15 protein-coding genes, 1 tRNA gene and 1 pseudogene are annotated in these 13,057 nt (G+C 40.8%); 9 read left to right on the top strand and 8 right to left on the bottom strand.

From position 1 onward, the window contains the following. Positions 1-61: 61 nt before the first annotated feature. The 4 genes and pseudogenes from U0033_RS33285 to U0033_RS09945 all read right to left on the bottom strand — a co-directional run. Positions 62-208, bottom strand: a pseudogene (locus tag U0033_RS33285) (hypothetical protein); the annotation flags it as partial. Further along, positions 208-1,038, bottom strand: a complete 831-nt coding sequence (locus tag U0033_RS09955) for a hypothetical protein (RefSeq protein WP_143150585.1) — start codon at positions 1,036-1,038, stop codon at positions 208-210. The gene U0033_RS09955 and the pseudogene U0033_RS33285, both read right to left, overlap by 1 nt. 12 nt (positions 1,039-1,050) lie before the next feature. Beyond that, a complete protein-coding gene (locus U0033_RS09950) occupies positions 1,051-3,090 on the bottom strand; it encodes an AAA family ATPase (protein ID WP_072356884.1) in 2,040 nt (679 codons plus the stop codon). A 448-nt stretch (positions 3,091-3,538) separates the two neighbouring features. Further along, positions 3,539-3,649: transfer RNA gene (locus U0033_RS09945), tRNA-OTHER, on the bottom strand. A gap of 109 nt (positions 3,650-3,758) precedes the next feature. Here U0033_RS09945 and U0033_RS09940 point away from each other — a divergent pair. Beyond that, the gene (locus U0033_RS09940) at positions 3,759-3,881 is read left to right on the top strand and encodes a hypothetical protein (RefSeq protein ID WP_262487748.1); all 123 of its coding nucleotides are present in this window, start codon (positions 3,759-3,761) and stop codon (positions 3,879-3,881) included. 565 nt (positions 3,882-4,446) lie between these two features. Here U0033_RS09940 and U0033_RS09935 read toward each other — a convergent pair. Then, complete coding sequence (locus U0033_RS09935) at positions 4,447-4,695, bottom strand: hypothetical protein (protein WP_072356888.1); 249 nt, start codon at positions 4,693-4,695, stop codon at positions 4,447-4,449. Between the two features lie 152 nt (positions 4,696-4,847). On the opposite strand from U0033_RS09935, the gene U0033_RS09930 reads away from it, so the two are divergent. The 8 genes from U0033_RS09930 (at position 4,848) to U0033_RS09895 (ending at position 9,921) form a co-directional block, all read left to right on the top strand. Continuing rightward, on the top strand, positions 4,848-5,237 hold the full coding sequence (locus U0033_RS09930; RefSeq protein WP_072356889.1) for a hypothetical protein: 390 nt from the start codon (positions 4,848-4,850) through the stop codon (positions 5,235-5,237). Between the two features lie 197 nt (positions 5,238-5,434). After that, entirely contained in the window at positions 5,435-5,713 is a 279-nt protein-coding gene (locus U0033_RS09925; RefSeq protein WP_072356890.1) for a hypothetical protein, read from the top strand. A gap of 19 nt (positions 5,714-5,732) precedes the next feature. Further along, positions 5,733-6,335 carry a hypothetical protein gene (locus U0033_RS09920; RefSeq protein WP_072356891.1) on the top strand — a complete coding sequence of 201 codons (603 nt, stop codon included), beginning with the start codon at positions 5,733-5,735 and terminating at the stop codon, positions 6,333-6,335. A gap of 26 nt (positions 6,336-6,361) precedes the next feature. Continuing rightward, positions 6,362-6,673 carry a hypothetical protein gene (locus tag U0033_RS09915; protein ID WP_072356892.1) on the top strand — a complete coding sequence of 104 codons (312 nt, stop codon included), beginning with the start codon at positions 6,362-6,364 and terminating at the stop codon, positions 6,671-6,673. 25 nt (positions 6,674-6,698) lie between these two features. After that, the gene (locus U0033_RS09910; protein WP_072356893.1) at positions 6,699-7,025 is read left to right on the top strand and encodes a hypothetical protein; all 327 of its coding nucleotides are present in this window, start codon (positions 6,699-6,701) and stop codon (positions 7,023-7,025) included. Positions 7,026-7,355: 330 nt separating this feature from the next. Further along, the gene (locus U0033_RS09905) at positions 7,356-7,943 is read left to right on the top strand and encodes an Arm DNA-binding domain-containing protein (protein WP_143150586.1); all 588 of its coding nucleotides are present in this window, start codon (positions 7,356-7,358) and stop codon (positions 7,941-7,943) included. 295 nt (positions 7,944-8,238) lie between these two features. Further along, a complete protein-coding gene (locus U0033_RS09900; protein ID WP_072356895.1) occupies positions 8,239-9,129 on the top strand; it encodes an AraC family transcriptional regulator in 891 nt (296 codons plus the stop codon). A 156-nt stretch (positions 9,130-9,285) separates the two neighbouring features. Further along, on the top strand, positions 9,286-9,921 hold the full coding sequence (locus U0033_RS09895; RefSeq protein WP_072357078.1) for an ExbD/TolR family protein: 636 nt from the start codon (positions 9,286-9,288) through the stop codon (positions 9,919-9,921). A gap of 78 nt (positions 9,922-9,999) precedes the next feature. On the opposite strand, the gene U0033_RS09890 is transcribed toward U0033_RS09895, so the two are convergent. The 3 genes from U0033_RS09890 to U0033_RS09880 all read right to left on the bottom strand — a co-directional run bounded on the left by U0033_RS09890 (position 10,000) and on the right by U0033_RS09880 (position 13,057). Continuing rightward, on the bottom strand, positions 10,000-11,805 hold the full coding sequence (locus U0033_RS09890) for a glycoside hydrolase family 2 protein (RefSeq protein ID WP_072356896.1): 1,806 nt from the start codon (positions 11,803-11,805) through the stop codon (positions 10,000-10,002). Between the two features lie 83 nt (positions 11,806-11,888). Further along, positions 11,889-12,218 (bottom strand): DUF4870 domain-containing protein, encoded by a 330-nt coding sequence (locus U0033_RS09885; RefSeq protein WP_072356897.1) that lies wholly within the window; start codon positions 12,216-12,218, stop codon positions 11,889-11,891. A gap of 98 nt (positions 12,219-12,316) precedes the next feature. Next, positions 12,317-13,057, bottom strand: coding sequence for a LytR/AlgR family response regulator transcription factor (locus U0033_RS09880; RefSeq protein WP_072356898.1), 741 nt, complete (start codon positions 13,055-13,057; stop codon positions 12,317-12,319).

The raw sequence follows: 13,057 nt of genomic DNA, 5'->3' as shown, positions 1-13,057 counted from the left end.
TACCAGATTTTAATACATCACTTATTGATGATGCGTGATCGCCGTGGCAATGAGAAACAATGCAAGAGACCCTGCTCAGGTCAAAGTTTAGTGCTTCCTTTATCCGTTTCATAGGCACCCCGCATTCAATTAGAAGCGTATCCCCATTACTTGCACGGAGCAGATAACCATTTCCAGCACTGTTGCTTCCTAATACAATCAGTTCCATCAGATTGGGTTTTGCTCAGTTGCTGGAGTGTTTGAATTATTCTGCTGGGCCGGTGCCGGATCTGAAGATACTTGTGGAGGTGGAGTCGCCTCCATCGTCATCTCCTGCTTATTTGCGTTCTCCTTGATCTTGGTAGCAACCTTATCGGAGATCTCTTCATAATCGATATCCTCGATATCCTGATTTTCTTCTACGGTTCTCATGCCAAGGCTCAATTCAGGTGCATGCTCATTTGTCCAGAATGACGCAGCACGATAGCGTAGCATCTTTTTGGTCATGATCGGCCACTTTGAACCGGCTTTGGTGTACCATCCCTCAATAATGGCCATCTTAATGGTCACTTCAGAGCTTTCAATCACCTCATCTGAGCCCTTAAGGGTGGTATATGCCACGCATTCAATGTTGTCAATATCTGACCCGTCAAAAACTACCTTAAAGATCTTCTTTTGTCCGCCTTCCCACTTTGTTTCCGTGAGCTCAAGTTTCCCAACCTTACCAAGGTTTTGAAACCTGTACTTAAGTTGTTCATACTTCCCACAGGTATTGATTGTAGAGATTAGGAATTTTGAGCTCCAGGATGGTTTACCTTGAATTACATCAAGATTCTGCATAACCATTAAAGGGCTGGCATTGATTCTTTGCGCAGTCTCTACAGCGATCATACAATTCGCAATCGCTTTGGCAGCAGGATTTTTTTCTGATGTTCGGTATTTATCCGGAACCAGGTCTGAGGCAGAGAACATTTGGCAGAGACGCTGCATAGTAGCAAACTGCTCGCTGTCAAAATAATTGAATGATAATGACTGATTTGATTGTTTAACTATCTCCATTTTAGTGGGGTATTATGCTGCCTCAATCCTGATAGACTGATCGGCGGGTGAAACAAATAATGAGATTGTCTGAGATTCTATCTCTGGAATGATTGTTACCGACTCGCGGTTGTCGCAGAACACCGGAGCAAACACTTGGTAATGACTGGAGAAGGTGTTGATCACGTCGAGGCCTGCCATCATCTTGGCGGCGGTGTTTAAAGTTGGATACGGAACGCCTTTGTATTCGCAAACGCAGGTATCAGCCTCACCACCATTTACCTGGCGATCGAATAAGCGGAAGGATACATATTTGAACTTGCCGTTTACACGGTTTTCAAGGATATCCATCTTTGCGCGGGAATAAGAATCGACTTCAAACTCCTGACGCTCGATATTGGCTATCTCCTGTGCCGTTGCTTCCTCGTCCTTTTTGAGTTCTTCCACTCTTGCAGTAGCCTTGGCTATTGTATCACGAAGCGCCAACTTTTTACTGAGGTCGAATATTTCTACCTGTAAGCGAGCCTTCTCTTCTTTTTCGGCTGTGAGGTCCTGAGTGGTACCTAATGCCGCCGTATCGGCTTTAATTTCTTCTTCGAGTGAGGTAATCTCATCTTTCAGGTTTAGGTAGTCTCCATTGAGATTTAGCTTTGCCTCTACAGCGGTATTGATGTCGAAGGTGCCTTTGTTTCTTTCCTGCTCTTCCAGCTGGGATAATTCGGCCTGGAGGGTGGATAACTTCGCCATTTCATCATTGACATTGGAAAGAACCTCATCAATCCAGCTACGAGCGTCTTCCTGACCTTTTACCAATTCGGCGCGGCGTTGCTTCAAAGAGTTTGCCTCTTCAACCATCTTCTTCTTACCGGACAGCACCTCGTTGTTGAAGTTGGCCTGAAGCTCTATTCGCTTATTTGCAATATCATCCGCGGGAAGCGACTGTTTGCAGGTAGGACAGGTACAGCTGGATTCATCAAAAGAAAAGGTCTTTGAGTTATAGTCATCCCATCCGTCCTTTCTCGCTTTGATCTGTATATCCAGCTGCTCAATATCCTTCTGCCAGTTTTCAATGTCTCGCTCCTTTCTTACAACTTCGTCCTTGCGGAATTGGATGTTCCTTTCAGCTGCTGATATCTGGTTTTTAAGCCCAGTAATTTCCAGGCCACCCTTACTTTGCTGAGTAAGTAGGTCAGTATGTACTTTAGAGCGGATCTTCTCAGCGTCCTGCTTTTTCGAAAATAGCTGATTGCTTTTTGCTGTGATACCCTTCTGGCGCTCAGTAAGAGCTTTGGAAGAATCCATCAGGACGAGCTCAATTTCCTTGATTCTGTTGGTGCGTTTATCAATATCAGACTGCAACACTACCCAGTCATGAGCCTCTGGTGTGCGGCGCATGGCTTCATCAATACGAGCAGGGAATTCAATGGCAGATTTTTTCAGAGTGTTCTTCTTAGCTGCCAGTTCCTTCTTATAATCTTCCAGCTTCTTCCCTGAGTTGAGAACCATCAACAGCGTAGAAAAATCATTGTCTGCGCTGGCAATAGACCCGATAATCTCATCGGTGGTTATCTCACCGGCCAGTGCCAATAATCCACGACGCTGGTCCTGCCAGGACAAAGTGTTGAAGAAAAGAGGGTTGGTTACCATCTTCAATATGTTTGCGGGGATAATCTCTTCAACCTTCTGCTGATACTCTGTGGCTGTGGCACACTTAACACCATTTACGTAGAAATCGGTGTAATGACCTTTGAAAACCTCACGGCTTTGGCCCTTCGGTCTCTGCCAGTCTTCCAGGTAGACGCGCTTAAGGGTTACCTCCCTTCCGTCTACTGAGAATACGCCCTCTACTTCATGAGATTGACGATTCAATTCCTTTTTATAGGTGTTCTTGATCTCATAGTCTTTACGATCGAATTCGTCCTTACCTGTAAGCAGCCAGTAGAATGCTGTTACTATGGTTGACTTCCCGGATTCATTTGCACCGGATATTTTAGTCTTATGAACAAAGTCGAGAGACATATCCAGTATGCCTTTGAAGTTGTGGAGCGTCAGTTTCTTAAGAATCAGTTTCATGTTGTATGTACTTATTTATTCTATTTGAACGATTCCAAAATTTGCTTTCAGTCTGCCTGCTGATCACAGCGGGTGTTTTTGTTTAAAAGGGGATCGGCTCAATTCCTCAGTAAGTATATGTTCAGAATACCTCCGATCCCCTTTGCGTACTTTTTAAAAGGTCTAAACCCACAGAGGGTGTGTTTTCTACGTCTATTTCATATTGTGAGGTTTTGATTACTTGTTAATTAAAATTTTGCTTCTTCTCATACTCTGCCCTGGTATTTATGACATCTATTATCCGCATAGAGATTACAGGTGGCCATCCTGTTTTCCAGGTGTACCACATCAACTTGAACTGCCATAGCTGATAATTGATTTAGTTTCATTGTAATGTTAGAGTAAAGGGTAGGGGAGCGAATCCCCCACCGTTCTCTATACACCACAACATTAAAGAAGAACTTTATTGCTTCGTGTACCGGGATCGAACCGGTGACCTCCTGTGGTATCCAGCCTTCAAAATATTTCATTATCAAGCCTCGTTTCCTGCCAAACGCTCTGCCAACTGAGCTAACACGAAAACCATAGCTACCCCCAAAATCTTTACAACTTCAGAAAGGGCCGGTGCCGGGAACGACACCGGCTTTTCATCCATTGTTTAATTACCCCAAATTCTTTATGCCTCAAATTTGTCCAACCAGTTCGCAAAAAGTCTACCTGCGACGCTGGCGACGATTACCAGTATTATTAAGAGTGCGATTATCATTGATTCTGCTTTGATGGCGCAGGTACCCAATACCAACACCGAGTAATAAAATATAGATTATCAGTCCTCCAAAGATGTTAAGCCAAATCATAAACTTGAAGCAAATGAATTTACATGTACATAATCATCACCAATTACTCGCAGTAACTGCTTTCTGTAGTACTGCATCAACCGCTCATATACATACATTGCCTCTCTGTAATAGGTTGTTAACTGAAAGATTGTTTCACCAATCACTGTGTAGCTAATCTGCGCAGCTTTCATCCTGTTAATCTCGGCCATTGCTTTAAAAGCCTTATTCTTAGACCTGATAGCAAGATTTAGTATGCATGTCAGCTTTTCGTGTTGCTTTGCTAGCTTAGAGTTGGATAATTGCATAATGTGATGTATTTAAGATCGTATTACCTTAATTTTTGCTAACCTTTTCATTTTGAGCTGTGCAAGAAATTCGTCACTCAAATTCCCTTTCTTCTTCGATTTATTTCCCCGTGAAGGGAGTGAAGCAGAGAGCTGCTCCACCTCTTTCATTATTCTTATAGCTTCTTCTTGCACTACGCTTATGTAGGCAGTTAAATTCTTTATCCTTGTCTCCAATTGAGAGAAATCCTGGCTCATTGCAATACCGTTTTCTTTTCCTCAATCATATTTTGAGCAAGATCTACCAGGTGCTGATTCCAGTAAAAGTCATCAGCTGAGAATGCCTTTTTCACACATTGATATGAATAGGTGCAACCCTCATGCTCTGATATCTCCTTAAGGGATATTTCAAGATCATCCAGGCGTTTCCTGATTTTTTTCTTAGTTCCCTTGATATAGGGCTTTTCCGGTTTTGCATTAATGCGTACTTCTGCTTTTGCCATTTTTCAGTACTTTTACGCAATTGTGTAATGTACCTTGTGCATTACCTTTGCGTTGATAAGTCAAAGATATGTTGTTTAAATCAACAAAAAGTCAATAAATGTTGCTTTAGGCAAAATTTAGTCAATATTTAATGTTGATATACTTTTATTAGATGGAACTCAAAAACGAGATCAAAAAGCTATTAGAAGATTTAGAAAAGTGTGGGTGGGGCCGTCGAGAAATTGAGAAAGAGCTTGAATATAATGACAACTACCTAGCGCAGGCAATGTCGAAAGGGGGTAACATTAAATTGTTAAACAAATTAAAAAAGCTTCTTGATAGAGTTTCTATCGAAAGTCCTACTGATGAACCAGTTGTCACTGTTCATCGCTCAATTATTATTGAGGCGCTTTTGAGGAATGTTTTGAAGCAGATTGCTCGGGATCGAGCTGATCGAAAGGGTGCTCCTGAGATGTGGAAGGAAGAACTTCATTTGATAGACGCAGATACGATAGAAGAGATGAATAAGATAGCTTCACGACTGGGCTTGCCCAAGAGTTAACATTCTTTTTAGAACCCTTTTTATTTCTTTTCATAACAATCTAAAATATTGAGGTAAACTGATTTGGTTGTAAGGGTTCAAATTTATCAGTTACATAGCGCACTCAATTTGCGCAAAGAAGTTTATTCCACAAACATGTCAATTTGAAAACAATAACACTCTATTAACTGATTTGTCACTCCAAAATCATATACCAAATGGAAAATTTAGTAAGCCCAGTTCTTGTTTTGATAATATTTGTTACTCTCTTAATTGTATTTAGAAGAGTTTCCTGGTGGTATTGGGGCTTGGATCAATTCATTAGAACTCAGAAAAAACAGGAATTGCTTCTTGAGCAACTTGTCATTGATAAAATCGGAAAAGTACCTACAATTAAAGTAAAAGAAGTGGCTACAGGAGAAGTAGTTGAGATATCAATTGACGGATGGGTTGATCTTCAAATTCAATATCCTAAAAAATTCACACGCGTTTATTAATCCTAAATCACATACCAAAATGAAAAAAACTTTACTGTCAGGTTTGCTTCTTCTTTTAGTTGTGGCATGTTCAACTCCATCTAATTTAACAAAATCAAAAGGACATTATTATCGTTTTCATTATTTTCTTAAAGAACCTATCGTAGATAGCTCTTTAGTATACAATGATGATACACTTTCAATAGCTTTCTCAATTAATGAAAGCCAAATAAATTTTACTATAAAAAATAAATTAAACGATCCTATTAGAATCAAATGGGATGATGCTTCTCTTGTGATAAACGGAGAAACAAAAAAAATAATTCATAAAGGAATAAAATATGTAGATAGAAATACCTCTATGCCTTCGTCATTAATTCCAGGAAAGGCAATTTGGGATGATCTTGTTGTACCATCGGATAATATTTATTACAAAGAAGGATATTATGGAACTTACTCCAGTACTCCTGGTAGCTGGCAAACAAAACCTTTATTTCCTAACCAAGATTTGGGAAACGAAACTTTAGCAAGTGGAATTTTACTCATGAAACCAGAGTTTTCTTTTTTCTTGCCCCTACAAATACTATCAAAAGATAAATATATGTCTTTTACATTCAAAGCGAAAAAGGTAGAGCAAATTTAAACTTCACACATGCTATATAATACGATATGGAACATCAATTCACAGATGATACACTAAGACTGGCAACATACAAACTTGCCGTAGAAAACAATTCTATACTCAGGATCATGCTAAACAACCAGGTTCTGATAATGAAAAAACTGGGAATTGAATTTAATGAGAAATCTGTTGCGCCTCCGTTTCCTTCTTTAATTTCTGAATCTCCTTTAGACGAGAACGCAGAGTATCGAGTTTTTTTAGAAGCAGGTGAGATGATTGAGAAGGCAGTGACAGAACGGTCCTGGAATTGGGCAGTCGATAACGACAGCTCTCTTGATTCTGATGATTTGTTTTCATAATAATGATTTACGTAAAGATAGATAAATGGCAGAAAAATTATTCATAGCCAATCAACGTATGCTTCAGCTAATTGAGTTTGGTATAGAAAACGAATTAGCCAGTACACAGAAAGAATTCTTAGAGAAAATAGGATTCGCACCTGGTAATATTGGACAAGTTCGATCTGGAATAAGATCCTTTACAATCGAACAAATATTAACTGCAGCATCGATAACTGGTGCAAATATGAATTGGGTTTTTGGCCTTGAAAAAAACATGTTAAGGGATGAAAAAAAACTAACACCATTGGAATCGCTTAAATTGGCTGTAACACAGATTGAGGAGGAGCTACAGCCGAAAAAGAAGCGTTGACTAATTCGTAGACACTTTTCCAAAATATAAATTACATAATAAAAATGTCTATGTTTTTCTAATTGTATAATAAGATACTAGTGTAAATGAAGTGATGGGTAAAATCACTTCTAAGCAGCAGGTCATTGGTTCGAATCCAATCCGGTTCACAAAAGCGCAACACAAGTTGCGCTTTTTTCGTTTAAACAACCCCTCCGGTAGCGGATTCCCGCGGTTTTACTACATTAAAGCATATCAATCTATATCAACCCAAATGGTGCCTTATTCGGTATCCTATCCGGTATCCTACCTTTATAGGATACCGAATGAAACGATACGAGTTGTTAATCTTTGAAAGGGGCAATCTTTAATCGATTCACATCAACATTTATGAATTTTAAGCAAAATTTGACCATTCTCTTCTTTTTAGTCAGAAACAAAAAATCAAAAGATGGCAAAATCCCGATATACGTCCGTGTAACAATTGACGGTCTGAATGAAAAATTCTCCTCCGGCTGTAAAGTCCTGGACGAGAACTGGGATCCCAAAAAACTCGCCCTCCCCACAGACCCATCCCACAAACAAACCAACAAAACGCTCGGCCAGATCAAAGCAGACCTCGAGCGTCATTTCGACCTCATCCAGGCAAAATCCGGCCTTGCCACCCCCACCTTAGTCATTGAGTCTTATAAAACACCGCTCAATGGGCAAAAATTGAAAGATGAGAAAGTCAAAAACCTCGCTTTTAGCCCAAAGCTGGATGATTTAATCGATAATTACATCAAATTTTCCGAAAAAAAGAGGAAAGCTTATGAATTTGACCAGGTTCCTTCTCCGGAAAGGAAAATACTGTTCGAAAATCAGGAATCAGTTCTGCAAAAGGAGTTAGACAAGATATCTACTGAGGCAAATTTCTATAGGTGTTACAGACAAGGATAACAGGTGGGCAAAGGCACGCTGATGAATAATAAGACACACCCGGAAATGACATTGAAAGATATTTTGACACAGGAATGAATATAGAAGTCTTAACAGAACATCACAATCGACAGCTATTGTTGCAGAAACGATGCAAGCCTTTCTCTTACCGAAGCCCATCTATAAAGCCGTAATCTTTCCCCTGTCCAGCACTAAAAGGTAGAGTGTTGCCGCTACATTCACTAAACAATGGTAAAAAACCTACAGATCAGAATACTGCAATAAATAATTATCGAAATTGTACTTTTATCGCTACATGAAAGCGATCAGGGTATATACGATAGAGGAAATCATGCTTGCCGCCGAAAGCAAACACGGAAAGGAATTTAATATTTTCAATAATGAGAATCTCCGGATAGAACCGGAAATCTCCATTCCCTTTCGCCTGGATCACTATACAATCATCCTCGTTACCAGTGGCAACCTGCGCATGCGCTTAAACCTTGTCGAATACGATGTTCCTGCCAATGCTATCGTCATCTTTGCCCCGAATGTAATCACAGAATTCCTGACCGACTTCCGGAAATGTGCATTTACCGCCGTTAATTTTAGCATGACCCTGCTCACAGAAGCCGCATTAAATAGAAAATACATGGATGGATTTGGCGTATATACCCGGCAGCATATGCCGGTTCATACCCTTCTCCCCGAGGAAGTCCAGACTTTTAAAGCCATCATGGACCAACTCTCCATTAAAAACAATCTACCCAAAGACCACCCCTTCATTGGAGAGCTGTTACTGAACCTGTTCAAAGTGCTCTTCTTCGAAATTGCTTCCGTTATACAGAAAAAATTCGCGGGTAAACAGATCCAGTTAAACAGCAAAGAAGTCCTGGTGAAAAAGTTCTATTCAGAACTGACACAACATTTCAGAAAAAGGAGAGAAGTGGATTTTTATGCCGAAATCCTAAACGTCACGCCTAAATACCTTACCAAATGTGTCAGGGATATTTTGGGAAAATCTACCAGTGAAGTCATCACCCAAATGGTTATTGTAGAAGCCAAGATCATGTTAAGTAATCTCTCTGACCCGATCAGTAAAATAGCCGAAGAACTTGCATTCAGCGACCAGTTCTTCTTTAGTAAATTCTTCAAACGAGCCACAGGTATAAGCCCCAGCGAGTATAGAAGCCTGTTATGGACCTGATGCCCCTGAAGTGAAATAGACATATACTGGCGAGATCTGTCTATTTGTTGACACTCCTGCAATCTGCAACTTGCATTTGGAAATACCTGATCTGATAGCGCTTAGGGCCTATCGGGAATGGATATCCGCATGCATAAAATTTCAAAACTCAATATTATGGCCAGAGCTAAATTAGCAAGGAAATCTACATCAGTTGATATGACTGCAATGTGCGATGTGGTGTTCCTGCTCCTGAATTTCTTTATCATGACAACCACCTTCAAACCGGATGAACCGGTTGCGATCGTTACACCATCCTCAATAAATACCGCCCTGCTACCTGATGCAGATGTGATCTTAATTAGTATCGATAAAACCGGGCGCGTGTTTTTTGATCTGCAGGGGCAACCGCAAAGACAGAAACTAATTCAGGATCTGAACGATCAGTTTAAACTGGGCTTGTCAGAAACGCAGATGGCTAACTTTATTATGGGGGCCTCTGTGGGAACTGATTTTCAGCACCTGAAAGAATATCTTTCCCTGAAGTCTAATCAAAGAAAAGGAGCACCTATGGAAAAAGGGATCCCAACAGATTCCTCTAATAATGAGCTGGTATCCTGGATTGAATATGGCCGTGCTGCGCAGACCAGCAATATCAAACAATTGAAATATTGCATCAAGGCTGATAATGAAACACCATACCCGGTCATAAAAAGAGTGCTTGAAACATTTAAGTCAAAAAATATTCAGCGTGTGAACCTGGTAACAAACCTGGAAGCCGCCCCCGAAGGAACAGCTGCTGCTCAGAAATAATAAAAGCCTGTATCAAAAGTAAATTTAAGCAGGTGAAAATTTACTTTTGGTACAAGCTTCCTACTGCATTTAACAGCCCTATTTATTCAATTCATTTCCCGCCTTAATGATCGCCTCATTTACATCCTTCACCATTTCCATATTCATCTTTTCTACCTCCCTGTCATATGTCAACATACCATTCACCTCATGTTCCACATCTGTGGTCTGTGTATAGATCGCAACACTTAAGCCTTTATACCGCATCAGCTGTTCTACCTGGTCCATCAATAATATATACCTGTCCGTTAGCCTGTCTTTTGTAGGCTCATAAGCATACGCATTATTCTCCACCGGCCACATATGCCCGCGTACAAATAAACCAACACCGCCAAACTCACCCAGTGATGCCGCTCTTTTATCATCCGGTTCAGATGCCCCATAAGGACCGACATAAATATGCGTATCCACAAAATCCCCATTACCCGGATCGCCTTCCGCTTTTTGATAACCAGGATTATTATTAAAACCAGAGTTGCCATTCACCAGCCTTGATGGATCAAGCTGCTTCACCCAATCCGTCATCTCCTTCACATCAAAAGCGCCCCAGTTTTCATTGAAAGGTACCCAGGTAATAATTGAGGGTGAATTATACAAGTCATCCATTATAGCCACCAACTCCTTTCTGTAAGTACTTCTCGCATTAGCCGTATCTTCATGCTGATACCAGATAGCCGGCATATCCTGCCACACTAACAGGCCGAGCTTATCTGCCCAGTAATAGAACCGCTTAGGCTCCGTTTTCATATGCTTCCTGATTAAATTGAAGCCGGCTTTTTTCGTAAATTCTATATCAAACTTCAGCGCTGCTTCAGTCGGTGCTGTCAGTACACCATCCGGCCAGTATCCCTGATCCAGTAATCCCACCTGCATCACGAATTTATTATTCAACAGCGGTCTATTTACACCATTTAATTTCCCGGGTTTTATATCCCGCATGCCAAAATAACTGCTGATCTCATCCGTGATATGACCCTTGCTGTCACTCAGGGTGATGCGCAGATCATATAAAAATGGATTATCCGGAGACCATAATTTGGGCTCCTTTATAGGCAGGTATAATTTCGTTCCTGTGCCACCGGTGATGGAAGATACGACACTGGAACCCTCCATTGCAATGGCTTTTACCTGTGCATTATCTCCATCCACAAATAATTCCAGCCTGTTATTGGCCAGGTCTGGCAACAGGCGGATGTTCCTGATATAATGTTCGCCTACCGGCTCCAGCCATACGCTCTGCCAGATACCTGAAGTAAAAGTATAATCACCACGAGGTCCATTTTTTCCGGAAGGCGTTCTTCCGTCATTAGGGTCATGTGCGGCCACTACAATTGTATTCGTGCCGGCTTTCAGTAAGCTGGTAATATTGATATGAAAGGAGCTGTAACCACCGGCATGCGATCCGGCTTTTGCTCCATTTACAAATACGGTCGCATCATGGTCCACCGCATCGAAATTGATAATTACCTGTTTCCCTTTCCAGGTAACAGGAATTTCAAATGTACGACGGTACCACATATTGATTTCCTGGTTCCGCTCAATGCCTGAAAGCACAGACTCCGGACAATAAGGCACCAGGATTTGCTCCGTTTTATTACTAAAATTAATTGGCTTCGCCGGGTTCAGGGCGCTGGCCACATTTTTACCTCCTATGTAATCCCATTTACCATTTAAACACAGCCAGTCTTTTCGCACCAGTTGTGGTCGTGGATATTCAGGAAAAGGAACCGTGGCTGACATGGCAGCGTTTGTCCATTGGGTAGGTAGTTTGGCGGTCTGGGCTACAATATTTTGAAAGAAGAGACCGTGGAATAATAGCAAAAGCAGATAGTACTTTGTTTTCATTACAGAATATTTACGCTTGAAACAAAGTACATAAAAATAGCCGCATTATATAATGCAGCTATTAAACTGGGGTTTATCGGATCTTAGACTAAAAAGCTAAACTTGTTCTCGAACATTGCTCCGATTAAGGGTATGGGTTTCTTCTGCTCATTTACTGCATTGATAATCCCAAACACCCACAAGACAAACAGGATCAAAGATAGATAGCTAAGCATGCTAAGTGCAGGTATTATATGTGTCACAACTGACAAAATGATATTCACGACAATCGTAAGAATAAAGAATCCTAAACCCTGTTTCAGGTGATAAGTAACCAGCTCACTTTTAGGTTGTAGTTCTTTGCCTTTAATATAGGCGATAACCCAACCAATGATTGTTACATAACTTAGGATAGAAAGTGTTTTTTGGTTCATAATGATATGTTAATGGTGCAAAATTAAACTGGCCGGCGCTGACTAAAATCTATACTTGTCCACCTGTAGGTTTAAATTGGTATTTGGTAACTTTGCCTTTACAATCCTTCTTTCATCAATTTGAAAAATACATCTTTTTTGGCCCTTGCAATAGGTACTTCTGTTTTGTCATTCATTTTTACGATGCCCTCCCTGGAATAACTTTCTATAAAATTAATATTGATAAGATGGGATTGATGAATTCTAAAGAACTCAGGCTCAGTGAGTATTTCTTCATAACCCTTCATGGGCCGGGATACAACGATCTCCCTGCTGTCTGTAATATAGAACTTCGTATAAGAACCGGAAGTTTCACAGCGGATGATCTGGTCCAGTTTCACCACATACATCGCTTCCTGTGTGGGTAATATGATCTTGTCCGGTGTTTTCGACAGATTGTGCTGTAATTCAATGAGCTGTTTGTCTGCCATCACCCTCTCCTGCAGATCCGCAATACGGTCAATCGCCATCTTAAGTTCCTGTGGATCTATTGGTTTCAGCAAATAATCAATTGCACTATACTTGAATGCACGAACAGCATGTTGTTCATAGGCTGTTGTAAAAATAAGATGGAAATTGCGATAGCTGAGGCGATGTAATACTTCGAATGCCGTACCGTCAGCGAGCATAATATCCATAAATACGAGATCTGGCTTCAGCCGTTCTATCAGCTTTTTTGCATTCTCTACATTCTCTGCATAGCCAATGATCTGAACAAGGTCGGGGGCTACCATTTCCAGCATAATGGAAAGTGCTTCCCTGATGCGATGTTCGTCTTCAATAATGATGGTTTTGTACAT

This window comes from Chitinophaga sancti, from assembly GCF_034424315.1.
Lineage (GTDB): Bacteria > Bacteroidota > Bacteroidia > Chitinophagales > Chitinophagaceae > Chitinophaga > Chitinophaga sancti.
The sequence above is the reverse complement of the archived record's forward strand: the minus strand, read 5'-3'. Positions and strand labels throughout refer to the sequence as shown.